This window comes from Fluviicola taffensis DSM 16823 (assembly GCF_000194605.1).
GTDB lineage: Bacteria > Bacteroidota > Bacteroidia > Flavobacteriales_D > Crocinitomicaceae > Fluviicola > Fluviicola taffensis.
Genome location: NC_015321.1, coordinates 2,430,629 through 2,455,134 on the forward strand (window position 1 = coordinate 2,430,629; position 24,506 = coordinate 2,455,134).

Consider the following 24,506-nt stretch of genomic DNA (forward strand, 5'->3'; position numbering starts at 1 on the left):
TAGATTTGAAATAATTCAAAAGAAATAGGAAACTCTCAAATTTTTGGGAGTTTTTTTCGTTTAGGTTAGTACCTTTGGCCGAATAATGAAAACCATTCACCATTTTTTTGTATTAAGGCGAGAATATAAACACGAATTTTACACCACAACTAAATAATATGAGATTAGGATTACAAATTTTCATTCTTCTAATTACCACCATTTCATTTGGACAAACGAACGCTACTTTGAGCGGGACAGTGAAGGATTTTACAAAAGGAGAAGAAGTTATTGGGGCAACAATTCGTGTGAAAGACCAACGATTGGGTGCTGTTACGAATGAATACGGATTTTACTCTTTGACTTTGCCTGTTGGTAAGTATACCATTCAAATCTCTTCTGTAGGCTTCTTGTTAATTGAAAAGGAAATCGATTTAACGACATCGCAAACTCTGGACTTTCAGTTGAAAACAGATGCAGATGAGAAGGAGTTGGATGAAGTTGTTATTTCAAAAGATCGCCCAGATGGAAATGTAAGAGATCCGTTGATGGGAGTTGAAAGAATTGATCCCAAAGAGATTTCTAAAATCCCAGTAATTTTTGGGGAAAAGGATATTATCAAAACGATGCAGTTAATTCCTGGAGTTAAAAATGCTGGTGAAGGAAGTTCTGGATTTTATGTTCGTGGTGGCGGAGCCGATCAAAATTTAATTCTTTTGGATGAAGCTCCAGTTTACAATGCAAGTCATTTATTGGGATTTTTCTCCACCTTCAATTCAGATGCGATTAAAGATGCAATGCTTTACAAAGGAAATCAACCGTCTAATTATGGTGGCCGATTGTCTTCTGTGCTGGATATTAAAATGAATGATGGAAATCAGAAACGTTTCAACGTTGGTGGTGGAATAGGATTAATATCTTCTAAATTGATGATTGAAGGACCAATCGTAAAAGATAAAGCGTCGTTTTTGATTTCTGGAAGAAGAACTTATGCGGATTTATTTTTGAAGTTGTCGGATAAATTTAAAGACAATAAACTGTTCTTCTATGATTTGAATGCAAAGTTAAATTACAGACTTGGAAAGAAAGACCGTTTGTTTGTTTCTGGTTATTTTGGAAGAGATAAATTGGGTTTAGGAGATGTGTTTGGAATCAATTGGGGAAATGCAACTGGGACCTTACGATGGAATCATATTATCAATCAAAAATGGTTTTCAAATACTTCTTTTATCTATAGTAAATATGATTATAAAATCTCTATTTCTGGGGGTGATGTGAAATTTGATATTACGTCTCAAATTCAAGATTTTAATGTGAAACAAGAATTCCAATGGTTTCCAAATAATCGAAACAAGGTCAAAATTGGTTTGAATGTAATCAATCACGGAATTACTCCAGGTCAGATTGATGCAAATGAGGGTTCAGGAATCAATGTGAAACGAATTCAGCCAACGAATTCTATTGAGAATGCAGTCTATATCTCTAATGATTACACAATCACTGAAAATTTGACGATGAGTTACGGATTGAGAGGCTCTAATTTGATTGCCTTGGCAAATGGTGATGACATGTATACGTACAATCCAGATGGAACAGTTGCAACAACAACAGATTATACGAAGAACAAATTGTTGAAATCCTATTTCAATGTTGAGCCGCGACTTTCGTTGAGCTGGCAGTACTTGAAAGGTCAATCGATTAAAGCAGCGTATGCTCGAAATACACAAAATATTCATCAGGTTTCTAATTCCACTTCGGGTTCTCCAACGGATGTTTGGCTTTCTTCTAGCTTGAATATTAAACCAGAAATTTCAGATCAAGTAGCATTGGGATGGTTCAAAAATTTCTTGGATAATAAGTTAGAATTGAGCACGGAAGTTTACTACAAGTCGCTTCAAAATCAGTTGGACTTTAAAAATGGTGCGAATGAACAAGCTAATGAGCGCTTGGAAGGAGAGTTGCTTTCTGGAATAGGAAGAGCTTATGGTTTGGAAATCATGTTGAAGAAGAAATCAGGAAAATTCACAGGCTGGATTGGATATACGCTTTCTCGAACTGAACGTAAAATAAATGGAATTAATGATGGAAATTGGTATGTAGCAAAACAAGATAGAACACATGATTTATCAGTGGTTGGTATTTATGAGATTACACCCAAATGGTCTGTTTCTGCATTGTTTGTTTTTTATACTGGAAATGCAGTTACTTTTCCTTCAGGGAAATACCAAATTGATGGACAAACCTATTTTATTTATACTCAGAGAAATGGATACCGTATGCCAAATTACCACCGATTGGATTTAGGGGTCACTTGCTTACTAAAAAACACCAAGAAGTTTGAAAGCAGTTTAAATATCTCCATTTACAATGCGTATGCTCGAGAGAATGCTTATTCAATAACCTTTAGAGAGAATGTGGATGACCCTTCCAAAACAGAAGCTGTTCAAACAACGTTATTCCGTATTATCCCTGCGATCACTTATAACTTCAAATTCAAATAAGAGCCAGCAATGGCTGGTGATAAAAGACAAGCGTTAGCGCGGTCATAAAAGCACTGTTTTCGATATGAATCCACTTCCGTGGATTGCGAAAGTTAAAATGAATAGAAAGCACCCACAAAAGTGGATTAAATAAATTAAATGCACAAAGATGAAATTCATACTTACAGCCCTAGTTTCTTTTACTTTTATTCTTGTATTTTCAGGATGTCAAAAAGTCATTGATATTGATTTGAATGATACGGACCAAAAAGTGGTTGTTGAAGGGACAATTCTTCGCGGAGATACGATTCAGCGAGTTCGAGTGACTAAAACACAAAATTTTGATGAGAGTACTTCGCCTCCTGCTGTCGATGATGCAACGGTGAGTGTTGTCGATAATTTGGGGAATGCAGCTTCATTTACTTCCGTAGGCAATGGTTGGTACGAATTAACGTCTTATCCAGGTGTTGAAGGAAGAACTTATACATTAACAGTGTCGGTTGATGGGGAAACGTATTCTGGCAGTAGTACGATGCCCAATTACATGCCTTTGGATAGTTTATTCGTAGAGTATTATCCTTTTGGTGCAGATACATTGATTTCATTGGTTCCTTCACATTACGATGAGGCTGGAGTTACTAATTTTTACCAGTTTCATATTTATAGAAATGGTGAAAAAGACAAGGGTATCTACATTCAAGATGATCAATTTACGGATGGCAATTTAATTCTTCAACCACTTTTTGTATCCGATTTGGAAGTGAATGATATTGTTCGTGTCGATTTGTTTTGTATTGATAAACCGGTTTACAGTTACTTTAATCAGTTATCAGTAAATTCGTCGAGTTCAGCAACTCCAGCAAACCCTATTTCCAATATGACTGGAGGTTGTTTGGGTTATTTTTCTGCACGAACTTTCCATTCGAGAACAATCGTTGTTAATTAAAGATAGATTGTTTAAATCCTATATTTCCAGCAACCATAATAATCGGATACCCACTAATAGAGGACGATCCAGCATCACTTCCGTTTAGTTGTAAAAAAGGGAATCCAGTGTTGAATTCTATGAAAAGAAAGCTATTATGGCTTAACGCAAATTGATATCCCAAACAGACTCCTAAATAAACTGAAAATTGTTTATTGTCTTTAACATAGTCGTTTAAGTAGTAATCACTAGTATTGAAATCGCCTATTGTTCTTTTAATTGTTGAATAGGAAAAGCCAACTTTACCCCCAGCATAAAGAGTGCTTTCAAATGCATCTTCTGAAAAGTAATGCATGTATTCGACACTTATTCCCGCATTTTGATATTTGGAGTAAACGGGTACGTGGTCATCAAATAAATAGGAATCTGGATAGGCATAGATTGTCCCAACATCCTCGTATTTCATGGGGAAATCGTAAAATATACTGGCTCTAACGGACGAATTGTAATATTCTCCCAATGGAACTTCTGTAAAAAGAGCGATATTTCCCCCATTCATTCCTGGCTCAAAGTAACGATTGTATCCACCTTTTGCACCAACAAATAGTTGTGCATGTATTGTTTGTGTACTCAGAAATATGATACAGATAAGTTGAAGTGTTTTTTTCATAATTAAAATAATTGATACCTTACTCCTAATTGAAGTCCCAAAGAGAATTCTGGAAAACCATCGTATTCTTTGCTATTTGCTTGAAGTTTAATGAATGGAAGTATTCCTAAAATATCTCCATATATGAAAAATCGATCACTTAGTTGAAATTCATACCCCATGGCAGCCCCAAGATTGAGTGAAAGTTGAGTAATTGTAAATAGATCGTATTTCATTTTGTAAAATGAAATTTCCATGGGAGACCATTCTCGTGTAACTTTTGAAAATGTTAATCCAATGATGAATCTCCCGTAAAATCCACCAGTTGATGCATCAGCATCTCCTGCGTATTGCTTGTATTCAATAGAAATGGAATTGTGTTTGAACGTTTCTTTCGTTCTTGCTTGTGTATAGTAATCAGAAACTTCCGTATCTGTTCCTGCATATTTTAAAGCGGGTGTTTCATCTCCAAGTTTCGAATAAGGAAAAGTGTAATAGTAACTAGTACGAATTGATCCAGGCCAATTTTCATCCAGTGAATATTCCGTAAAAACACCTACAATTGCGCGAGAATTCAATTGATATCCTCCAAACCCACCTACAGAAAACTGTGAGTGAACCGAAAAAGAGTTGTATAAAACAACCAGGAGTAAAGATAGAATGAGCCTCATGAAGGTGGAATTTGATGCAAAAGTATTCTTTTTGACCTTTCCAAAACGATTTGTGTGATACGAAACTTTTAAACGTTGTTTTTAGCTCATTCAAAACACGAAATTATTTAGGGATACTTTGTATCTTTACGCTCTTAAATTAAGTGGATGACAAGACAGGGATTAATTCAGCAAATTCGCGAAAAGAAATCATTCTTATGCGTAGGATTAGATACTGACATGGATAAAATTCCTGCTCATTTGTTGAAATTAGAAGATCCAATTTTCGAATTTAACAAAGCAATCATTGATGCAACGAAAGATTTGTGTGTTGCTTATAAACCCAACGTTGCGTTTTATGAAGCTTTAGGTCCAAAAGGATGGGAGTCTTTGAAAAAAACAATCGATTATATCCCTTCTCACTGTTTGACAATTGCTGATGCGAAACGAGGAGATATTGGAAATACGTCAACTTATTACGCCAAAACATTCTTTGAATATTTAAACTGCGACGCAGTAACTGTTGCTCCTTATATGGGAGAAGATTCTGTGACACCATTTCAAGAGTTTAAAAATAAATGGGTCATTTTACTAGCCTTAACGTCGAATAAAGGTGCTTTAGATTTTCAATTCACAACAGATTCGAATGGAGAAGAATTGTATAAAAAAGTACTGAAAAAGAGTTCCAAATGGGGTTCTGAAGAGAATTTGATGTATGTTGTTGGCGCAACGCGTGCTGAAGGAATTGCTGAAGTTCGTAAGATTGTTCCAAATCACTTTTTCCTCGTTCCTGGAGTTGGAGCACAGGGTGGGAGTTTGGAAGATGTTGCGAAATACGGGTGGAATAACGATTGCGGATTACTAGTGAATGCCTCCAGATCGATTATTTATGCATCTAATGGTACGGATTTTGCCGAAAAGGGCAGAGAAGAGGCTAAAAAACTTCAACAAGAAATGGAACTAATTTTGAAGGAGAAACATTTTTAAGAAAGTCGGCTTATGGTTGATTATGTAGAAAAACTCATCATTTTCATTAGCACACCCATTTATGCATTACTGATTTTGGGAGAAATCATTCTCAGTAATTGGCATAATAGAAAGTTGTATACCGTTGGAGATACCGTCCAAAATGTTTATTTGATGCTTGCAAATATGGGTGTCGACGTATTAATGCGTGGAATTACCCTTTTTGTTTTGTTGTCATTTTTCGACTATAGATTTGTTTCTTGGGATACAACTTCTTGGTATTATTGGGCTTTACTATTCTTTGCCGAAGATTTTATTTTCTATTGGATTCATCGAATTGATCATATTGTGCGCTTTTTCTGGGCGATTCACGTTACCCATCATTCTTCTGAAAATTACAACCTAACAACCGGTTTTCGCTCTTCCGTTTTTCAACCAGTTTATCGTTTTATTTGGTTTATCCCCCTTGTTTTTTTAGGATTTAAACCTTTTGATATTTTCATTATGTACTCGATTACACAGACTTATGGAATATTGGTTCACACGAAAGCTGTATACAAATTAGGATTTTTAGAGACGTTCTTAGTAACGCCTTCTCATCACCGCGTTCATCACGCTTCCAATGTAGAGTATTTGGATAAAAACATGGGAATGATTCTCATCGTTTGGGATAAATTATTTGGAACTTTCCAAGCAGAAATTGAAGGTCTTCCAATTCAATATGGGTTGTATGAAAAGCAGATTAGTCAAAATCCAGCCAATGTGATTTTTCATGAATGGGGTGCGATTTACAAAGATGTTCGTAAAACAAAAGGGCTTAAGAATAAATGGTTGTATATTACTAAACCTCCAGGATGGAGTCATGATGGAAGTACAATGACTTCTACTCAATTGCGAAAACAGATCAAACACGAGCAAAATAATTAAAATGGAAGATTTGAAAAGCCAATTGGCTCAAGTAATTCGAGGGTATCATCAAAAAGGATGGTCTCCAGCAACATCAACGAATTACTCGTTCAGACTTCCAACTAATTCAAACGTTATCGTTGTTTCAAAATCGGGAATTGATAAATCACTTTTTTCTGAAAATGATTTTATGGAAGTCGATATGCAAGGAAATGCATTAGCGGCTTATGAGGGAATTCGTCCATCTGCAGAAACGCTCATCCATTGTAAATTGTATCAGTTATTTCCTGAAATGATGTGTATTGTTCACAGTCATTCGGTGTATTCTGTTTTACAATCCATGAAAAACCAAACTTCAGTTGAATTAAGTGGTTACGAAGTATTGAAAGGATTTGAAGGGATCAAAACGCATGAAACAACTGTTCAAGTTCCAATTTTCGATAATACACAAGATATGCCCGCTTTTGCTAATGTGCTAGAGGAGGATAAAGTTCGTTTAACTGTTCCAGCTTTCATTATGCGCCAACATGGAACCTATGCGTGGGGAAAAAACTTGTTTGAAGCAAAAAGACACCTGGAAACAGCTGAATATTTATTTGAAGTAGATTGGAAATTTTCTGAAAAATCTGTTTGAAATTTCCAACCAAAAACGACTTGCTTCCGTTGTTAATTGAGCATTCAATTAAAACACCCTTAAAAAAACATCCGTGAAATTAGTTTTGATCTTCTTGGCAAGTTGCCTTTCAATGAATTCCTTTACACAAACGTTCTTGCCTCTAAACAGCGGTGTTTCTACGCAACTAAACGCAATAAGTTTCTCGAATCAATCAATGGGGATTGTTGTTGGTAATTCTGGAGTGATCCGTAAAACCTCAAATGCGGGATTGACTTGGTCAGCTTCCAGTTCGGGTACCTCGGTTGATTTAACAGATGTCACTTTTATTGATGCAACAACTTTTATTGCCATCGGAAAATTAGGTACAATTCTTAAAACAACGAATGCTGGAGGAAGTTGGACAGCGGTTAGTTCCAATACAAATAATGATTTATTAGGTGTTTTCGCAAATGGTTCGCGGGTATACATTTCAGGGGCAAATGGTATTGTTTTGGCGTCGATAAATGGCGGAAATGCTTGGACAACGGTGAATTCAGGTACCTCATTTCATTTGAATAAAGTGTATTTCGTTTCAGAATTTGTGGGTTTTGCTGTTGGAGATGGTGGAACGATCCTAAAAACGAATAATGGCGGCCAAGCTTGGAATTTTCTTACAAGTGGAAATAATACGCATTCATTGAGAAGTGTCTATTTTATCGATGATAATGTGGGAGTTGCTACTGGCGGAATTGTTGGCTCTAATGAATCGGTCATTCTACGAACATTGAATGGCGGACAAACTTGGAGTTCTACGAATTATCCCAATATGTATTTGAATGCGCTTGGCTTCATGGATTATTCCCTTGGTTACGCAGTTGGAGGAAGTATCACTGGAAATACAAGTTCTATTTATAAAACAACGTCTCAAGGAACTTCTTGGACGTTAGAAACGTCCACTTCTTCCCGTCAATTAGGTGTTTGTATACCAACTAGTAATTTGGCTTTTACTTGCGGATTGAATGGAACAATTCTTCGTTTTGCTTCTAATACTGTAGGAATGGAGGAATCTGATGCTGATTTGATGATTCAGATTAGTCCGAATCCGAGTCATGGAGTTTTCTATGTTTCTTCCGAGGCGAATTCTGATTTTTCCATAGAAATTTTATCTGTGAACGGAGAACGCTTAGCGTTTATAGAAGTAGGAAATCAAATCGATTTGACTTCTTTTCCCGATGGAATTTATATGGCTGTGATTAAATCAGAATCTTCAACGGTAATTCGTAAATTGGTGAAGGAGTAAAGCATTTAATCCATTTTCAAATTATGAAGTATGACATTCTTATTTTAAGTGTTAGTTTTTTGTTGATGGGATTGAATTTGTTGACCTTTTATTTTAAGCTAAGAAAAAATTCAGATTTATTCTATTTGGTTTCTATTTGCAGTATCGTTTGGTCATTCATTTTCGGTTTTTTGTATGGATTTCCACTTGATGAAGGAGTTGTTCCTGAAAACCAAATCGCTCTTTATGAAAGAGGAAGAGCTGTTGTATTTGGTCTTTTTTTATTGAATGCTGTTCTTTTATCTCTGATGATTCTAAAATATTATAGAATAAAGAGGTGATTTACAGGAATGGTTATTTGACTCAATTTTCAGGAAATGGAACTGACTAGAATTAGAATCTGTTGCGTTATCTCGTAAGGAGGATTCATGAATGATACTATCATTTGATAGTATCAAAGATATCTTTTTTTAATCTAATTCACTTCCTCCAATACCGAGTTACCTTTCGAACAGTCTCCCGAAGTCCATTGCCAAGTTTCGTGCAGGCGGATTCTTCCGTCGCTCAAAATTTCTGGGGTAGATTGACAAATTCCAGTCATCAACTCGCCTTTGTTGTTTACTTGATGATAGCGCATATCGATTTTTCCGTAAGCATCTACCAAACCAATGAGTTGTCCGCTAACAATCTGTCCGCCGGAATAAGAGCAAGTTAAAATGTTTCCTTCCTGTTGATAGTGGAAAAGAGTTTCTTCTGAAGTTTCTCCATTTTCAGTGTTGTTAACTGGTCGAAATTTTTTAGTGTGGTAGTTCATTATTAAGCATTTGAAATCAGTAATTCTTCTATTCGTTTTCTACTTGATTGATCGATTTAATTTGGGAAGTGTGGTGTTTTTTTATGGATTCAATCAATGAGCTGATAGATTCGTTCGAATATTCACAGCCACCGCAAGAATGAGCGAAACCTTTTTTCTTCGAAACAGCGTCAATCATTTTAAAAATACATCGGTTAAATTTTATCCCTGATTCCTTTAATGTCAGGATACCATCAATTGCATATAATTGAATTTCGGCAACTGGAGATTTCAGCCAATTAATCAATCCATCTTTGTTTTTAGACCGCACTAATTCATTCATTTTTTGTCGGTACTCGGGTTCAGATCCACCGAAACCGCAATGAGTTCCGTAAACAATACCTGCCTCAAATAATGCATTAAAATCTAATGGGGTATGATAGGTTTTTTGAAAACTCGCTTTCAGGACTTTCAACTCATTATTGGATTCTTCTTTCAGGAATATTTGAGAAATAGTTCGTGTGCATTCCACTGATTCATCGTCCTCCATTTCTTCGAACCGAATAATTTTATAATAGGCTATTTTCCCGTCTTTCTTTTTCAGTAAGCTAATTTCATACTTCCTAATAGTAGGCTTTCCGGTATTCCATTCCTGATTTCTTTCTATGTTAAATTCAATGATTTGTTCAAAGAAACCTTTAACCAGCTCACGTTCTAATTTAGAATCCCAATGATAGGTAATTCTCTTAGTGGAATTTGGTTTTAAGCAATTGAGGCCGTTTTCTAGTTCAAAAGAGTCAAAATTTTGACAGAATGAAAGCAGCTTCTCTTCTTCGCCCTGAGCAAAGACAGTTGAGCAAAAAACTAGAGTAGTTAGAGCAATAGCAACCAGTTTTTCACGAAGCATTAATTGGTGGATTTTTCTGTGTAGTCTACTATCTTTAAATCGAAAGCTTTCATCATACTCTCAAGTTCATATTTCAATCCTTCCGGACTATGAACTGTTGAAACGATTGAATTTTGTGTATACCCTTCAATTTCGCCATTTTCTTTGTAGTAAACTTCATGAATTCCATATTCAAATTCTGAATCTGAAACTTTCCGTTTCATTATTCTGTAATTCCAACTCATTTCTTTGGGTTGTGTTGTAATAATTTAATCTAAATAAAATCTCGTTCTCAGATTTAAAAATACGATATATCCTGATGCAAGTATGCAGAAATAGAATCCTATAACTAAATAATCCGTATAAAAATAAATTAGAAAGCTAGTTAATCCCAACCAAATAGATGCCAAAAAGGCTAGGATAAACTCAATAAAGAAAGATTTTTTAATGAAGGAAATTCCCTGAATTAGAAGTGTGAAAACTATAAAAAAGAGTATTATGTTTGATTCATAACCATATATGATTGTTTTGAAACGATAAGGTGCCAATTGAACGCTTGTTTCATCAAATTTAAATCGGGTAAGAATAATTTGGCTATGAATGAAAAGAGAAGAAAGCAAAACAAGATAAGGAAGATATAGGTTTTGAAATATTTTTGAATCTTTGTTAGATGAGGGACGCAAGTGATTACATTTTTATTCAATCAAATGTATCTATTTTCAACTACTTTCTCGTAAATTAGTACCATGGTAAATAAATTATTCCATGAGTAAAGAAGTAACACGTAGAAATTTTGTTCAACGGCTCTCAGCTGCTTCTGCGTCAGTATTCGCGTTGCCTTGGTTGGCAAGTGGAAAGGGAGAATCTGAATCAACAATAGAAAAGAATATGAATCCGATAAAACGTTCGTTCCCCTTAGGTTTTCAATGGGAAACACAAGATCCGTTCTTGTTTTGTGTCCATCACGAAGACCAGTTTCCAAAAGGAAATGAACAAATGGGGCCCGATTCGGACTATTTCAAAGGTCGGCACATGGGCGATGATTTCATTATCAAAGATGGTTTTCGCATGTATCACGGAAAGAAGGTCCCTGGTTTTCCTGGGCATCCGCATCGTGGATTTGAAACGATTACGGTCGTTCGAAAAGGCTTGGTCGATCACGCTGATTCTTTAGGTGCAGCGGGTCGTTATGGAAATGGCGATGTGCAATGGATGACAGCTGGAAAAGGAGTGCAGCATTCAGAAATGTTCCCGTTGATGTCGCAATCGGAAGAGAATCCTTTGGAATTGTTTCAGGTTTGGCTCAATCTTCCGAAAAAAGATAAAATGGTAGAACCACATTTTAAAATGTTGTGGCGAGAAAGTATTCCGAACCTGAAGTTTGACTCCGATAAAGTATTGGTCGAATTAATTGCAGGAACTTGGGGAGAAAATAAGGCAGGAACTCCGCCACCCGATTCATGGGCTTTTCCAAAAGAAAATGAGGTGTTGATTGTGAATGTCAAAATGGAACCTAATTCAACGATTACTTTGCCAAAATCACTTGCTTTGGTGAATCGAAGTTTGTTTTTCTACGAAGGAGATCAATTAACGATTAACGAGCAAACATTTGAATCCTATTCCGGATTTTTCACGGATCCATCTTTGGAAACTGTTTTGGTTTCTCATGATACGCCAGTAAGTTTGTTCTTATTGCAAGGAAAACCGATTGATGAGCAAGTGATGCAGTACGGACCGTTTGTGATGAATACAAAAGAGGAAATAAAACAAGCTTTTGATGATTACCATGCTACGCAATTCGGTGGTTGGCCCTGGGAGCGCTATGATCAGGTTCACGGAAGAGAAAAATCGCGCTTTGCATTACATGCAGATGGAACTTTGGAAGAGAAATCGTAGGAAGACTTAAAAGACGAAAGATCGCTGCGCTGAAAGACTAGAGACATAAGACTAAACATTCAGTCTTTGTTTTTTTGTCTCGAGTCTTTTGTCTAAAGTCTTGAGTCTAGTTGTAAGATTTCCCATTGTAATAGAAAACGATTTTCTTGTCGCGTTTTTCCGTAATTTTTTCTTCGCACTCGCCATTTACTTTTTCGTTGATGGTAGTTGTAGTATGTTCTTTAATCACAAGGTTGAAATAGCCATTTGTTGTTTCCGTTTCAAATGAAAGTATTGATTTTTTAGAGTGAAATTCTCCAGCGCAATTCGTGTCCCATTCTCCATTAAAACGTTCAACGAGCTCGGCCGTTAAAACTCTACGTAATGAATTTTTCTCTTGTACATACAAAGAAAGATGCTCTTCATTATAAGGATTTGGTCTACTGCTGCCAACATAATTTACTCGGATTCCAAACGCGCGAATTTCTTTTGTAAGCATATATGGTGCAGTATCAATCGTAATGCTCGAAATGTATACAGCATCGCTAAACAAGGAGTTTTCAGATTTGAATTTCTGAATAATCTTTCCCGTTTGATTATTGACAACTAGAACAATTGCATCCACATCGAACATTCCCTCATCTTCAGAAATCAATTTGGGAATCACCATTACGGTTTGCGTTTTCGCATGTGGAAGAACTTTTGCTGTAAATAATTCATTTCTCAATTGGCTTTCTTTTATCCCAAGTTGTTTTAAAACCTTCAATTTCAATGAATCATTTGAAATCGTTTGAAAGGAAGCTTGGTTCTCAAACAATACAGCATAATTGGAATAGCCTTTGAATCCGAGAATCAAAAAAGAAAAGATTAGCAATGCGTTTTTCATAGGAAAGATTTCACTTTAAAAGTAGTGTTTTCAGCAGAGACGGAAGACTTAAGACCATTACCCTTTAGGTAAATTTCGTCTTGAGTCTTCTGTCTATTGTCTGAAGTCTTTTTATTTCCCAGAACCATTCAATAAATTCATAATCTCATCCAATTTCGGAGAAAGAATGATTTCCGTTCTTCGGTTTTTTGCTTTTCCTTCTGTTGTATCGTTGGAAGCTTTCGGGAAGTATTCACCACGACCAGAAGCTGTCATACGTGTTGCTGCAACGGCATATTTTTCATTCAACATACGTGTAATTGAAGTTGCTCGGGCAACACTTAAATCCCAGTTGTCTTTGAATACGGCGGTTTTAATCGGAACATTATCCGTGTGTCCTTCTACCAAAATTTGAATATCTGGATTTTTGTTCAATACATCTGCAAGAACTTTCAATGCTTCAACTCCTTTTGGTTCAACACCTGTAGATCCTGATTTGAATAGCAATTTATCTGACATAGAGACATATACTTTTCCATCGCGAATTTCCATCGTAAGCTCGTCTGAGTTAAATCCAACCAATGCATCGCGTAAAGTTTGATTCAGTTTTTTTGTCAGTTCATCTTGGCGAGCAATAATCGCTTGCATTTCACGAAGCATACGTTCTTTTTCCTGTAAATCTTGATCTTTATTTTGGAGATCTTTGTCTTTTTGACTCAACTGTGCCAGCTGACTTTCAGTGAGGTTTTCTTGTCCAGAAAGTTTGATTTGAAGATTCTTCTTATCATCCGTTAGTTGCTTATTGACAGCAGTAAGCTGTTCATTTGCCGATTTTTGGTCAGCGAGAGTCGTACATAATGAATCACGCTCTGCTACAACCGCCTGAAGTCGTTTTCCACCTTTCTTTTTCTCTGGAATAGGTTCGCCACAGGTGTAAATTGGTTTGCAAGAAGAAACTGCCATAATTCCGATGGAAAAAATTCCCATCAGCATGGATTTATTGAATACATTCATAACTCGTTGTTTTAATTATTTCGATCTGCTAAAGAAAAGGAAATCTGAAAAAAAATCTCGAATTATTAGTGTTTTTTAAGAGTTTCTAAGCAATAAGCTCTAAAAAGCTTCTCCAATAAAGATGTAAAATCCTTGACCTTCTTTGGTGAAAGCCACATCTAAACGCACCCAAACATCTTTCTTGCGAAATAGTAAAAATCGTAATCCAGCTCCTCCAGCGATTAACAAATGATTGGATTCGACGGATGAAAAAGTGTTATAAACGAAACCAGTACTTGCGAAGAAAGTTGCTCCCCATCTCTTGGCAAAACTGAAAGGAAGCATGCGGTATTCTGCCTGAGCGGCGATTAAATTTCGATCTCGAAAACGACCTAAGTAATATCCGCGCATGATGCTTTCTCCTCCCAAAAGTGCTAATTGATTAAAAGGCGGATTTCCCATGCTGAATTGCCCTACTGCATGAAGAGCAAGTACATTCCGTTTTCTAATAGGGTGAAACCATCGAATGTCTGAATAAATCGTTGAGAATTCGTATTTACTACCAAATTGGGGTCCGTAGTACAGAAAAGCTAGTTCAGAGAAAAATCCATGACGCACATTGAGTACATTATGTCGGTTGTCATATAAAACACCAGCACCTATTCCTAAGTTGGTAGATCCTTGATGTCCCAAGGGTTTTTCATAGCTGTTGTTTGTATCGTAATCATTGAAACGAACTTTGCCCAGATGATGCAGATCAAATTCGATTCCCCCATAAAAATTTCCATAGAGTTTATGCAGTAAACGTTCTTTAAGTTGAAATTGAAGCGCTTCTACTTTTGAAAGTTTGACATTTGGAGCATTTGCGCCAATTCCGTAAAAAGTCAATGGAAAACTTTGGAACTTTAGTTTTCCCAAAAAGAACCAGTTGTTTTTATCCGAATAAATGGCGTGTTCAATAATTCCACCAAATTGATTTTGCAAGGTATAAAAAGCAAATCCGTTTATTTCACTCAATCGATTGTTCGTATCTCCTTTTGCGTAGCGCACATATAATGCACTGATTCCCAATTCCAAGCTTGTCTCTGGAGAATATGCTACTGTCGGATATGCCAAGAATTGAGCTTTGTTTTTGGGCATCGTATCAAAAAAGATACGCTTGAAATAACGAACTGGAAACGACTCCTTTTTTTGACCAACTACGGGAAGAGCGCTTAGTGAAAAAAGAAAAACTAGAATAGAAAGAATTCTGCGACGAGAAAAAATTAATCTAGTAATTTGATAGAACATCTATTAAGAATGAGTTCGTTTGAAAAAAGTATCTTAAATTTGTATCACAGCGGGGTTGCCGTTTTTAGTATTGACAAATCCAACATGTTACAATGGCGATATTATCTATTCCAGATCTGAACAAAACGATTCACGACGTAAGCGAAATTAGACATTTTTTGAACACCCGCGGAATCTTTTTTGATCAATGGCAAGCAGATGTTGTATTTGAAGATAGCGCCAATCAAGAAGAAATTCTAAAAGCTTATGAATCTAGTTTGACTCCATTTATGAATTCAGGTGGTTATCAAACGGCGGACGTAATTACAATCAATAAATTGACCGAAAATTACGAAGCTATTCGTAATAAATTCTTAGCAGAACACACACATTCTGAAGATGAAATTCGATTTTTTGTGGATGGAGAAGGATTGTTTTGGTTCAATTTAGAAAATGAACCAGTTTTCAATCTACTTTGTGAAAAAGGAGATTTGATTTCCGTTCCCGAAGGCACAAAACATTGGTTTGATGCAGGAGAAACAAATCCGTTTGTGAAAGCAATTCGCATTTTCATTGATATGAGTGGTTGGATCCCAGATTATACAGGCTCAGGATTAGAAGGACGATTTGCTGAATTTCGAGTAGAAAGATAAATGAGTTTACTCAGAGAGTATTACTCACTTTTTATCAATGGGATATGGATTGTTATCACTTTGATTGGTTATTTTTTTTGGTCTTGGGATATCGGTCAAACAATTTTATTCTTGAATGTTTCATTCTTTAGCTTATTCCTAAATCACTATTTCTCTTTGTGTGAATTAACCTACAAGAACACAGTGATTGCCTCCATAAAGGGAACGCTTAAGCATGAAGATTTATCTCAACCATTGGTGATTATTTGGCAAATATTCGTTTTTGTCTTCAATTTGTTCTTGTTTACCTTTGCTCTTGCCATATCATTGATTATTACAGGAGCTATTGCCGGTTCTTTTTTCTATAAAGCTTTAAAAGTGAATGATTTTTCACAATTCCTGGAAAAATGGGATGGACAATGGTCGAATGTTATTTTAGTATCAGGAATCATTTTAGTTTTCGAATTTCTTGGTTTTAGAAGAGATTTGAAAAAATTAAATGTTCATGAAATGAAAGATTGGAATATTTTTTTGCCAATGATTAAAAACACAAAATTTAAATTCAATGCCTATTTCTGGGGATCCATTGTGGCGATTATTATTGACAGCTTAGTAAGTGATTTTAAGACATTCGGATACGTTTGTTTGCTGTGGATGTTTATTTGTAACTTCATTTGGTCTTATATAGATGTAAGATTCAAATCTGTGCCACTTCCCATTGAGGCATATCACGAAGAGGAGGAATAATTCGTTCAACAAATAGTTCGCTTCTGTTTTACTTTGTAATTTTGAAATATGATTTTGAAAAGCCCTAAATACATTCTTACTGACATCGAAGGAACCACTTCTTCCATTTCTTTTGTAGCCGAAAAATTATTTCCCTATTTCCGAAATAACATTCTGGATTTAGCAGAAATGACTGAAAATCCAATTGTGAAAGCAGCTTTTGAGCAAACGATTCAATTGGCAAAATCGGAAGACGGAGAAACAATTTCTACCGACCAGGAAATTATTGATAAATTGTACGAATGGAGTGTAGAAGACCGTAAAATTACTCCGCTTAAAACCTTACAAGGAGTTCTTTGGGAGAAAGGATATCAAGAAGGAGAATTGAAAGGTCATGTTTATCCGGAAGTAGCTGCGAATTTGAAGAGTTGGAAAGAACAAGGAATCGAGTTAGGAGTTTTTTCTTCAGGTTCTGTTTCTGCACAGAAATTAATCTTTGGGTATAGTATTTCGGGTGATTTAACGCCTTATTTTTCCTCCTACTTCGATACAAATACAGGAGGAAAGAGAGAATCCGAAACCTACAAAAAAATTGCCCAAGTACTTCAAATAAATCCTTCAGAAATTCTTTTTTTGAGTGATATTGTGGAAGAATTGGAAGCTGCAGATTCAAATGGATTTCAAACAATCCAGTTGTCGAGAGATGGAATGACTCCTTCTTGGAAACAATTTGTAACTTCTTTTGATGAGATAACTTTTGAATGAATTTTGATTAACGCATTTTTTGCAAGCTTTTGACTTTAACTTAAAATTCATCTTTACGTCAAGTGATTTTTGTGAATTAGATTAATTTTGCAGACAGAAAATTGAACCATGAGCGCATTTAGAACCATTTGGACAACCGAAGACCACTACGTAGAAGTTATCGATCAACGCAAATTACCACACGAATGGGTAGTTGAAAAATTGATTTCGTACAAAGATGCTGAACGTGCAATCAAAGATATGGTGGTTCGTGGCGCTCCGTTAATTGGCGCAACAGCAGCTTATGGAATTTATTTGGCAGCAAGAGAAGGAGCTAATTTAGACGAAGCTTTTACAGCATTACGTGCTTCACGACCAACGGCTGTGAATTTATTCTGGGCTTTGGATCGCATGAAAACGAAATTAGAAAATGCTTCTGATTTGGTTCAAACAGCTTGGGAAGAAGCAGCTCAAATTGTGGAAGATGATGTGGAAACGTGTCGAATGATTGGTGTTCACGGGTTGCCGCTGATTGAAGAAATTTCTCAAAGAAAGCAAGAAGAAGTTGTCAATATTCTCACGCATTGTAATGCAGGAATGTTGGGATGCATCGAATGGGGAACAATCACATCTCCTATTTATCAAGCAGCACAAAAGGGAATCAAAGTACATGTTTGGGTGGATGAAACTCGTCCGCGTTTGCAAGGAGCAAATCTGACTTGTTATGAATTAACGAGACACAATATTCCACACACTTTAATTGTTGATAACCAAGGTGGACATTTGATGCAACATGGAATGGTGGATATGTGTATTGTTGGTACAGATCGCACGACTCGAAATGGAGATGTTGCCAATAAAATTGGGACATATTTGAAAGCTTTGGCTGCACATGACAATCAGATTCCATTTTATGTAGCGCTTCCATCAACTACTTTAGACATGACTATTCGTGATGGATTGAAAGAGATTCCAATTGAACAAAGAAACCAAGATGAGGTTCGCTATATTGTCGGAAAAAGCAAGGCTACAGGGCAGTTAGATGAAGTGTTAATCTGTCCAGAAACCACAAATGCGAGCAACTATGGTTTTGATGTAACTCCAGCTCGATTGGTTTCAGGATTAATCACTGAAAGAGGAATTTGCGCAGCAAGTGAAAAAGGATTAGTAGCTTTATTTCCAGAGTACAAATAAGCCCGACTTATTCCCAAGCGGTTCCTTCCAGACTGTTTTTCCTGATTTTTATGTTTTTTAGCTTGGGGTTATGCAAATAATAAATCACCCTAAAAAGCTCTCCTTTTGAACTAAATTTTCTGGTATCAATGAATAAGGAGTATTTAATTTTATTCCATTTCTTTAAGCGAGGTGGGTCTTGATACTTAGCTGTATGACTTCCCCACAAGACGATTTTTTTAGGATGTATTTGCTCTATTGTAAAATTGATGTAGGCATACTCTTTTAAATCATCATAATCGGTTAAGAAAATTTCGCCTTCCAACTGAATTTCTAGTCTTTTCCATTTTTTTTGAATATTAATTGCTTGACCAAGATCTATGAAATCCTTTTTTGAGCCTTTATCAATTTCATCGACAGGTGCATAAGAAAGTTTTATTTTTTTTCCGTGTCGTGCAAATTGCTTGTATTGTTCGTTTGGAAGTATTTTATCGTATTCATGATAATATCTTGCCAATTTCTGATAGACCGAAAGTTGCTTCGTCATTTTTTCATTGATTTGCTTGTTTTTAATACGAACAAGTTTTAAGTCTTTATTGATTTTGAATAACTGCCCCTCGAATTGCATGTAGTTATTCAAAATGAGGTGTTTTGTTTCACTGTCTAAGCTAACGAGAGGAAGGGTTCTTTCACATTTGAATGACTTTTCGAATGAAAGCTCTTTTCCAAAAAACGGAACTTGTTTGGGGAGTTTTAATTCTGGATAAGTGACCCTTAGATAATTTATGATTGTTGGGGTCAAGTCATTGTGGGAAGAAATTGCGTTAAACTGTTCCGATTTTTTTAGTAAAGGTGAATAAATAAGTAATGGGGTCTGATAACGTTGAATTTCCGTTTCACAAAGTAATGAATTTCCATGATCTCCAAGAATAAAGAAAATCGTATTATCGAAATCAGGTTTTTTAGAAGCTTTCTTAAAATAGTTCTTTAAAGCTTCATCGGTAAACAGGTAACTTCCTAATAGTTCAGAATGATGGTGAATGGCTGCTTTTTGAGCAGGAGAACACTTGATTTTGCTCATCTTCTCTTTCAATAAGAGGAGGTATTTATCTTTGTTTGGATAAGAATATGGTTCGTGCGTACTAATCGTTAAGAAAACATCTAGCTTTGGGTTCTTATTTTGGTGTTTTTTATCATCTAGAATCGATTTTTCGAAAAGGTGATCATCTGAATAACCCCAAAAAGATTTTACTCCGTCTCTGACTTTTGAAAACCGAGGTTCCCAGGAATTTACGGTGTAATCTGTCTGATTATAATCCATGAAATCCCTCATATTAACAAAGCTAAGATCCACACCACAATAAAATCGCGAGTGATAATTTTTCAAAAGAGAGATTAATGACCAATGACGAGGCAATTCCTCGGTTTGCATAAATTGTTTTTCTGGTGGGTTTGGAGATGAAGCTAATATTGCAGGCAATACATTATGAGTTCTTTCACAACTAGATATGAAATTCGGAAAATAGAGACTCTTTGAAGATAGTGAATCCATGAAAGGCATTACATTACAGGGATTTTTAGCACTTTCTTTTACTAGGAAAGTAGATAAAGATTCTACAATAATGATGACGATGTTTGGCGGACCTTTTGGAGACTTGTGAATGAAATTAGCAAATTCACTTTCAGCTTTGAGTTCATGAATTAATGAATACTCGTTATTTCTAGTGGATGGATCTGGAAAGAAAGAGTCGTCTAATTCTCTGAACGTTTTTGAATTAATAGATTCTGTTTCGTTTTTAGCAAAAAAATGCTTTTCGGAAACATCAACAAAGGCTAGTAGTTTGTTATTGATTACACGATCACCTACATAATCTTCTGATTGAATCAATTTCCAAGGATAGGCAATCAAAGAGCTGATCATTAAAAGGAAAAAAACAACGAAGACATACTTTCTAAGCCTAAATTTTTTAATCAGTTTGGCTATCAAAAAATAGCAGATAATTAACAAAAGAGGAAACGAAACGGATAGGAATGTGAGATTGGAATCTAAATTGGCTGAAATAATTAACTCAGAGTTCGTGAGCTGATAAAAAGCATCTCCAAGGAGTTGATTTGTTTGTACAAAGTAAACAGTAAGCGTGTAATTTATAAGGATACTTAAAATTGAAATGAGATGAAAGGGGAATAGGTTTGTTTTTCTGATAATAATCCTAAGAAGTAGAATAAGTAGCATTCCTATTGATGAGATAATTAGTGTCATCATCAAATCCATAATAAAACCCTTTAAATGATAAATTGGTTTTAATGGAATTCCAAATATTTCTTTTGGCTCGTTGATGATCTGAAAGATTCTAGAAAAAACAAATACAAAAAATAAGGAAGTTGAATATGGAATTACCTTTTTGATGAAGGTTTGAAATTGATTCATGTAGGGTGCTAAATATTTACGCAAACATACTATTTCTGTTTTAATAAATTTTAGAAGCGATAGATTCATTGAAAATTAACAGTAAAGTTCTTTTTTCAAATCATCTTTTTTCCTAACTTAAAAAATAACCGATTTGTTTTAAGAAATTTTATAGGATTTCAACTCCCGCGCTATTGCTTCGTTTCAGGAGATTTTGTAACTTATTCAAATGATTTGGAATTTACCGGAATTTCGTGATAGGTGAACAATTTTCTGCACCTTTTTCGTACCCCGTATAAGCTCTGAACCACCTAGATTTGAATCAACGATAAACACAAAATCACCATGAAATTAAAAATTAATTTTGTCTTGAAGACAGGAATGGAGGGTGAAATTCCCGTCATTGCCATTATCAACTTCGGGTACAAAGAATTTGATGCACTAAAATTAAAGTACGTTTACAAGCCCCTGAAGTATTACACCGGAATCAAAATTGCTCGCCAGGATTGGAATGAAACACTCAAGCAACCTTTCCAAAAGAGTAAGCAGAATGAATTGCTGAACATTCAGAAAACCATAGAAGATGTTTTCCAATATCTTCAAATGAAAGATAAAGTTTCCAACGAAGCAATCAAGAATGAATTGGATGTGAAGCTTAAAGGGAAATCGGATGAGGTTGTCACCAAAGTTCGTTTAATCGATTTCATCAACCAGGAATTCGTCCATCGCGACTCCTATTCGCTTAAAACCAAACAACGTTTTGAATCCTTTGTTAGGCGTCTTGAAGATTTTGAAAAAGAGATTCGGAAACCACTTTATAGCAATGACATGAATGAGCAGTTGTATGCTCAGTATATGGAAATGAGAAGAGAGAAAGTCAAAAAGCAAAACAGCCTTTGGCTATCGTTTGCAGATTTCAAGACGGTCATGCGAAGAATTGCAAAGACTTATAATGTGGATGTTTTTATCCCAACCGTTGAAATATCTCCCAATGATAAGGTTCGATTTTTAAAGTTCGAAGAGAAAATCTATTTGAACTTCGAGCAAATTCAGAAAGTGATTAAGCATAAACCAGATACAGAGCGAATGAGGGATACGAAATTGATCTTTCTAACGTTGCTTTTTACCGGGTGCAGGTATTCCGATGTATTCAAAGTCAAACCAGAGTTTTCTTATTCCAAGAATGGAGTTTCTTTTGACTACGCACGATTCATCACCCAAAAGCGCGATGTAGAAGTGGTCATTCCGATCCTGAAGCCATTAAAGGATGCCTGGAAACAAAACGGGGGTGCAATCGCTCACCAGTATACTGAAGTCGCATTCAATCTGAACGTAAAAGAATTGATTCGCCTGTGTGAGATGGAAGAGAAAATAACCCTAAGTTTTACAAACAGCAGGGGAAAGAAAGAGTTTGAAACCAAACCTTTCCATAATTTTGTCTCATCCCATACAGGCAGACGTTCATTTATTACCAATTTGATTAATTACGTTCCTGTTACCATCCTGACCAAAATCACTTCTCACCAACTCAAAGAAACCAGTATCATTTTTGGATACAACAAAACTTCCTTGCTTGAAAATGCAGTGTTGTTTGTGAAAGAGTTAGGTAGGTTACAAGAGAGTAATCAAGATCACTTTAAGATTCGGTTGATTTGAAAGAGTCATAAAAATGAAATAGCCCCGCAATTTGCGGGGCTATTTCATTAACGGCGGTTGATAAAGTTGAGTAAATCGTGTCTCGAATACCTCAATGTCCGGAGGTTCAATTTGATTGGCTTGAATATTCCATCGTTGACCATTCGGATGAATCCGCTGCGGGACACCTTCAACAATGAAATCGCTGATTTGAGTGTCAACAGTTCATCCTCTGATTTGCTTTCCGTTACTGGAACAGGAGATTCTGTTGGTCTTAAATCGATTTGCTTTCTCAGATCCCGGATTTCATTTTTGAGCGATTGATTCTCTTTCATGATATCGTCAACCCTTTTGGACAGCCCTTCAAAGGCCATCAACACTAATTTGAGTTCCATACTGGTGATTTAATCGGTGGTGGATACTACTACTGCGAAAACCAGGATTAATGTGATCCCTGTTTCTTTTCGATATACTCCATAATTGCAGCCCTGGAAAAGCGAACGGTTCGTTCATTGAGCCGGATTGCGACTAGTTCACCATCGCGGACCAACTTAATGAGTGAGTTTTTACCGATGCTTAGAATCTGCTTTACCTGTTCATTGGTGAGCAATTCATCTTCATTCTTTTTGGATGAGTTTGTTTCAATAGGCGCTACCCGGTTTCCCGTCTTTTCCAATTGGGAAATACGCTGCTGCTGTTCCCGGATTTGGGCTTTTAATTTTTCAATTTCCTCGCTCATTCTTTCAATAGCGAGTCTAACCACTGTTTCCATGATTAAGATGTTTAATTAGTTGATAATCATTTTGGCTTCCGATCATCTGACAGTTGCGCGGTCGTCATCCAATTCGGTCACCGTGTTTTATATCAAAACAGTTTTACAGCTATTTACAAGCGGGGCGGTTTTCTCTGGCGGTTTTAACACATTCGATTGCCTTAAATAGAGAATATGTCCTCATTTCCCCGACACCCTTGTTTATCATTTGTTCCCGATATCGTCTTATTGGAACAAATGTGCTTTGCCTTTCTTCTTCTACTGGCGCAAGCTGTATTTTCTGTTTTAATGCTTTAACACAATTATAATTCAGAAAAGGGACCTAAAAAAATATTGGGGTACCCCAAAAATTCAACTTTTTCTAAGTTTTAACATTTGAAGCATCCAAAGGACTGGAAAGGACGAAAACATCCTGCTATTTGAGTGTCTTTTTAACTTTTTCAATGTCTGAATCAATTAAGGAAATTACGGGAACTAATCCCCAATCTTCGAAAAAGGACCGAACAATCTCCAGGTTTTGGAGTGTTGTTTTTGGACTTGAAAATGTCAACGGACGAAGCAGTTTTTTATATAAATCAGAATTGGTGATCTTAGTGTATGGAATCCCTAAAAAATCATGCAAAGCAGCTGCACATTTACTGACGTTCTTTTTTTGCTTTCCTCCACGTGATTGGGAGAGGTAATGGAATATTAAAACCTGTTGGGAACGTGTTAGTTTTGATTCAAGGGGTTGTTCTATCTCTTCTTCCAAAGAAGAAAATTCTTCGTGAAGTTCATGTACTGCTTCATTCAATGCTAAGAGTAACAGGATCTTTTTCTCGCTGTATTTTAATAGTCGCTGTTCTGTGGCGATGAGTTCTAAAATCGAAGTGTGACTCTCTTTTAACGCTTGAATGTACAGCCCATTCAATTGATAAAATCTTTCCGATAAAGTGGTCCGGATTATCATTGTCTGTTCGATTATAGTTGAGGTCCTTTCTTCCATTTCAGAAAGCCTGCCAAGAGTCAATTCCAACGAATGACTTTCATCCACTTTCCGGTAATGGTTAAATATTGAAGTAAGTAAATGAAAAAAGACAGAATACCTGGGGATCGACTTATTTTCAGCAAATAATGTCTGAAAATAATATGCTCTTGCATAGGCTTTATTATTTGCCCTTTCGATACCATCCAGGTACTTTTTCTTCAATGAATGATAGAATCGCGAATAAGCCTTCAAAAACAACTCTTTAGGTGGGTGATTTGCTTCCATAATCCTATAACGCATTCAATCTCCTAAATCTTACATTGAATTAGTTAAAATTCCT

At 36.0% G+C, this 24,506-nt stretch carries 25 protein-coding genes; 13 read left to right on the forward strand and 12 right to left on the reverse strand.

Going from position 1 to position 24,506, the window contains the following annotated elements:
* Nucleotides 1-158 precede the first annotated feature (158 nt).
* Nucleotides 159-2,480, forward strand: a complete 2,322-nt coding sequence (locus tag FLUTA_RS10520; RefSeq protein ID WP_013686858.1) for a TonB-dependent receptor — start codon at nt 159-161, stop codon at nt 2,478-2,480.
* 148 nt (nt 2,481-2,628) lie between these two features.
* The gene (locus FLUTA_RS10525) at nt 2,629-3,405 is read left to right on the forward strand and encodes a DUF4249 domain-containing protein (RefSeq protein ID WP_013686859.1); all 777 of its coding nucleotides are present in this window, start codon (nt 2,629-2,631) and stop codon (nt 3,403-3,405) included.
* Here the strand turns inward: FLUTA_RS10525 and FLUTA_RS10530 are convergent.
* A complete protein-coding gene (locus FLUTA_RS10530; RefSeq protein WP_013686860.1) occupies nt 3,398-4,054 on the reverse strand; it encodes a hypothetical protein in 657 nt (218 codons plus the stop codon). The genes FLUTA_RS10525 and FLUTA_RS10530 overlap by 8 nt on opposite strands.
* Nucleotides 4,055-4,056: 2 nt before the next feature.
* Nucleotides 4,057-4,704, reverse strand: coding sequence for a hypothetical protein (locus FLUTA_RS10535; protein WP_013686861.1), 648 nt, complete (start codon nt 4,702-4,704; stop codon nt 4,057-4,059).
* 147 nt (nt 4,705-4,851) lie between these two features.
* On the opposite strand from FLUTA_RS10535, the gene pyrF reads away from it, so the two are divergent.
* The 5 genes from pyrF (at nt 4,852) to FLUTA_RS10560 (ending at nt 8,770) form a co-directional block, all read left to right on the forward strand.
* Nucleotides 4,852-5,670 (forward strand): orotidine-5'-phosphate decarboxylase, encoded by an 819-nt coding sequence (gene pyrF, locus FLUTA_RS10540; RefSeq protein WP_013686862.1) that lies wholly within the window; start codon nt 4,852-4,854, stop codon nt 5,668-5,670.
* Nucleotides 5,671-5,682: 12 nt separating this feature from the next.
* Nucleotides 5,683-6,576 carry a sterol desaturase family protein gene (locus FLUTA_RS10545; protein ID WP_013686863.1) on the forward strand — a complete coding sequence of 298 codons (894 nt, stop codon included), beginning with the start codon at nt 5,683-5,685 and terminating at the stop codon, nt 6,574-6,576.
* Between the two features lies 1 nt (nt 6,577).
* Nucleotides 6,578-7,189: a methylthioribulose 1-phosphate dehydratase gene (mtnB, locus tag FLUTA_RS10550; RefSeq protein WP_013686864.1), complete on the forward strand. Its 612-nt coding sequence runs from the start codon at nt 6,578-6,580 to the stop codon at nt 7,187-7,189.
* A gap of 73 nt (nt 7,190-7,262) precedes the next feature.
* On the forward strand, nt 7,263-8,450 hold the full coding sequence (locus FLUTA_RS10555) for a YCF48-related protein (protein ID WP_013686865.1): 1,188 nt from the start codon (nt 7,263-7,265) through the stop codon (nt 8,448-8,450).
* A gap of 23 nt (nt 8,451-8,473) precedes the next feature.
* On the forward strand, nt 8,474-8,770 hold the full coding sequence (locus FLUTA_RS10560) for a hypothetical protein (protein WP_013686866.1): 297 nt from the start codon (nt 8,474-8,476) through the stop codon (nt 8,768-8,770).
* Nucleotides 8,771-8,904: 134 nt separating this feature from the next.
* Here the strand turns inward: FLUTA_RS10560 and FLUTA_RS10565 are convergent, their stop codons facing one another.
* From FLUTA_RS10565 to FLUTA_RS10575, 3 genes are read right to left on the reverse strand one after another with little or no spacing between them, the layout of a single operon-like run.
* Nucleotides 8,905-9,243, reverse strand: coding sequence for an avidin-fold protein (locus FLUTA_RS10565; RefSeq protein ID WP_013686867.1), 339 nt, complete (start codon nt 9,241-9,243; stop codon nt 8,905-8,907).
* A gap of 28 nt (nt 9,244-9,271) precedes the next feature.
* The gene (locus FLUTA_RS10570) at nt 9,272-10,129 is read right to left on the reverse strand and encodes a hypothetical protein (RefSeq protein ID WP_013686868.1); all 858 of its coding nucleotides are present in this window, start codon (nt 10,127-10,129) and stop codon (nt 9,272-9,274) included.
* On the reverse strand, nt 10,129-10,332 hold the full coding sequence (locus FLUTA_RS10575; protein WP_148235427.1) for a hypothetical protein: 204 nt from the start codon (nt 10,330-10,332) through the stop codon (nt 10,129-10,131). The genes FLUTA_RS10570 and FLUTA_RS10575 overlap by 1 nt, the downstream gene beginning before the upstream one ends.
* Before the next feature lie 541 nt (nt 10,333-10,873).
* Here FLUTA_RS10575 and FLUTA_RS10580 point away from each other — a divergent pair.
* Nucleotides 10,874-12,004: a pirin family protein gene (locus FLUTA_RS10580; protein ID WP_013686871.1), complete on the forward strand. Its 1,131-nt coding sequence runs from the start codon at nt 10,874-10,876 to the stop codon at nt 12,002-12,004.
* A 106-nt stretch (nt 12,005-12,110) separates the two neighbouring features.
* Here the strand turns inward: FLUTA_RS10580 and FLUTA_RS10585 are convergent, their stop codons facing one another.
* The 3 genes from FLUTA_RS10585 to FLUTA_RS10595 form a co-directional block, all read right to left on the reverse strand.
* Nucleotides 12,111-12,869, reverse strand: coding sequence for a PA3715 family protein (locus FLUTA_RS10585; protein WP_013686872.1), 759 nt, complete (start codon nt 12,867-12,869; stop codon nt 12,111-12,113).
* Nucleotides 12,870-12,980: 111 nt separating this feature from the next.
* A complete protein-coding gene (locus FLUTA_RS10590; RefSeq protein WP_013686873.1) occupies nt 12,981-13,862 on the reverse strand; it encodes an OmpA family protein in 882 nt (293 codons plus the stop codon).
* 99 nt (nt 13,863-13,961) lie between these two features.
* A complete protein-coding gene (locus tag FLUTA_RS10595; protein WP_245545443.1) occupies nt 13,962-14,981 on the reverse strand; it encodes a BamA/TamA family outer membrane protein in 1,020 nt (339 codons plus the stop codon).
* Nucleotides 14,982-15,223: 242 nt separating this feature from the next.
* On the opposite strand from FLUTA_RS10595, the gene FLUTA_RS10600 reads away from it, so the two are divergent.
* The 4 genes from FLUTA_RS10600 (at nt 15,224) to mtnA (ending at nt 18,406) form a co-directional block, all read left to right on the forward strand.
* Complete coding sequence (locus tag FLUTA_RS10600) at nt 15,224-15,763, forward strand: 1,2-dihydroxy-3-keto-5-methylthiopentene dioxygenase (RefSeq protein ID WP_013686875.1); 540 nt, start codon at nt 15,224-15,226, stop codon at nt 15,761-15,763.
* Entirely contained in the window at nt 15,764-16,489 is a 726-nt protein-coding gene (locus FLUTA_RS10605; RefSeq protein ID WP_013686876.1) for a hypothetical protein, read from the forward strand.
* 48 nt (nt 16,490-16,537) lie between these two features.
* A complete protein-coding gene (mtnC, locus tag FLUTA_RS10610; protein ID WP_013686877.1) occupies nt 16,538-17,233 on the forward strand; it encodes an acireductone synthase in 696 nt (231 codons plus the stop codon).
* 108 nt (nt 17,234-17,341) lie between these two features.
* Nucleotides 17,342-18,406: an S-methyl-5-thioribose-1-phosphate isomerase gene (gene mtnA / locus FLUTA_RS10615; protein ID WP_013686878.1), complete on the forward strand. Its 1,065-nt coding sequence runs from the start codon at nt 17,342-17,344 to the stop codon at nt 18,404-18,406.
* A 7-nt stretch (nt 18,407-18,413) separates the two neighbouring features.
* Here mtnA and FLUTA_RS10620 read toward each other — a convergent pair whose 3' ends face one another.
* Entirely contained in the window at nt 18,414-20,813 is a 2,400-nt protein-coding gene (locus FLUTA_RS10620; protein ID WP_043023774.1) for an LTA synthase family protein, read from the reverse strand.
* A 324-nt stretch (nt 20,814-21,137) separates the two neighbouring features.
* Here FLUTA_RS10620 and FLUTA_RS10625 point away from each other — a divergent pair, with 324 nt between their 5' ends.
* On the forward strand, nt 21,138-22,448 hold the full coding sequence (locus FLUTA_RS10625) for a site-specific integrase (protein WP_013686880.1): 1,311 nt from the start codon (nt 21,138-21,140) through the stop codon (nt 22,446-22,448).
* A gap of 47 nt (nt 22,449-22,495) precedes the next feature.
* On the opposite strand, the gene FLUTA_RS10630 is transcribed toward FLUTA_RS10625, so the two are convergent.
* The 3 genes from FLUTA_RS10630 to FLUTA_RS10640 form a co-directional block, all read right to left on the reverse strand.
* Entirely contained in the window at nt 22,496-22,822 is a 327-nt protein-coding gene (locus tag FLUTA_RS10630; protein WP_013686881.1) for a helix-turn-helix transcriptional regulator, read from the reverse strand.
* A gap of 47 nt (nt 22,823-22,869) precedes the next feature.
* Nucleotides 22,870-23,199, reverse strand: coding sequence for a helix-turn-helix domain-containing protein (locus FLUTA_RS10635; RefSeq protein WP_013686882.1), 330 nt, complete (start codon nt 23,197-23,199; stop codon nt 22,870-22,872).
* Between the two features lie 415 nt (nt 23,200-23,614).
* The gene (locus tag FLUTA_RS10640) at nt 23,615-24,466 is read right to left on the reverse strand and encodes a hypothetical protein (RefSeq protein ID WP_013686883.1); all 852 of its coding nucleotides are present in this window, start codon (nt 24,464-24,466) and stop codon (nt 23,615-23,617) included.
* Between the last annotated feature and the right edge of the window lie 40 nt (nt 24,467-24,506).

Bases quoted from the DNA above. Each gene is read 5' to 3' on its own strand.
- FLUTA_RS10520 (WP_013686858.1), top strand. From the start codon at position 159: ATGAGATTAGGATTACAAATTTTCATTCTTCTAATTACCACCATTTCA.
- FLUTA_RS10525 (WP_013686859.1), top strand. From the start codon at position 2,629: ATGAAATTCATACTTACAGCCCTAGTTTCTTTTACTTTTATTCTTGTA.
- FLUTA_RS10530 (WP_013686860.1), bottom strand. From the start codon at position 4,054: ATGAAAAAAACACTTCAACTTATCTGTATCATATTTCTGAGTACACAA.
- FLUTA_RS10535 (WP_013686861.1), bottom strand. From the start codon at position 4,704: ATGAGGCTCATTCTATCTTTACTCCTGGTTGTTTTATACAACTCTTTT.
- pyrF (WP_013686862.1), top strand. From the start codon at position 4,852: ATGACAAGACAGGGATTAATTCAGCAAATTCGCGAAAAGAAATCATTC.
- FLUTA_RS10545 (WP_013686863.1), top strand. From the start codon at position 5,683: ATGGTTGATTATGTAGAAAAACTCATCATTTTCATTAGCACACCCATT.
- mtnB (WP_013686864.1), top strand. From the start codon at position 6,578: ATGGAAGATTTGAAAAGCCAATTGGCTCAAGTAATTCGAGGGTATCAT.
- FLUTA_RS10560 (WP_013686866.1), top strand. From the start codon at position 8,474: ATGAAGTATGACATTCTTATTTTAAGTGTTAGTTTTTTGTTGATGGGA.
- FLUTA_RS10565 (WP_013686867.1), bottom strand. From the start codon at position 9,243: ATGAACTACCACACTAAAAAATTTCGACCAGTTAACAACACTGAAAAT.
- FLUTA_RS10570 (WP_013686868.1), bottom strand. From the start codon at position 10,129: ATGCTTCGTGAAAAACTGGTTGCTATTGCTCTAACTACTCTAGTTTTT.
- FLUTA_RS10575 (WP_148235427.1), bottom strand. From the start codon at position 10,332: ATGAAACGGAAAGTTTCAGATTCAGAATTTGAATATGGAATTCATGAA.
- FLUTA_RS10580 (WP_013686871.1), top strand. From the start codon at position 10,874: ATGAGTAAAGAAGTAACACGTAGAAATTTTGTTCAACGGCTCTCAGCT.
- FLUTA_RS10585 (WP_013686872.1), bottom strand. From the start codon at position 12,869: ATGAAAAACGCATTGCTAATCTTTTCTTTTTTGATTCTCGGATTCAAA.
- FLUTA_RS10590 (WP_013686873.1), bottom strand. From the start codon at position 13,862: ATGAATGTATTCAATAAATCCATGCTGATGGGAATTTTTTCCATCGGA.
- FLUTA_RS10595 (WP_245545443.1), bottom strand. From the start codon at position 14,981: ATGCCCAAAAACAAAGCTCAATTCTTGGCATATCCGACAGTAGCATAT.
- FLUTA_RS10600 (WP_013686875.1), top strand. From the start codon at position 15,224: ATGGCGATATTATCTATTCCAGATCTGAACAAAACGATTCACGACGTA.
- FLUTA_RS10605 (WP_013686876.1), top strand. From the start codon at position 15,764: ATGAGTTTACTCAGAGAGTATTACTCACTTTTTATCAATGGGATATGG.
- mtnC (WP_013686877.1), top strand. From the start codon at position 16,538: ATGATTTTGAAAAGCCCTAAATACATTCTTACTGACATCGAAGGAACC.
- mtnA (WP_013686878.1), top strand. From the start codon at position 17,342: ATGAGCGCATTTAGAACCATTTGGACAACCGAAGACCACTACGTAGAA.
- FLUTA_RS10620 (WP_043023774.1), bottom strand. From the start codon at position 20,813: ATGAATCAATTTCAAACCTTCATCAAAAAGGTAATTCCATATTCAACT.
- FLUTA_RS10625 (WP_013686880.1), top strand. From the start codon at position 21,138: ATGAAATTAAAAATTAATTTTGTCTTGAAGACAGGAATGGAGGGTGAA.
- FLUTA_RS10630 (WP_013686881.1), bottom strand. From the start codon at position 22,822: ATGGAACTCAAATTAGTGTTGATGGCCTTTGAAGGGCTGTCCAAAAGG.
- FLUTA_RS10635 (WP_013686882.1), bottom strand. From the start codon at position 23,199: ATGGAAACAGTGGTTAGACTCGCTATTGAAAGAATGAGCGAGGAAATT.
- FLUTA_RS10640 (WP_013686883.1), bottom strand. From the start codon at position 24,466: ATGCGTTATAGGATTATGGAAGCAAATCACCCACCTAAAGAGTTGTTT.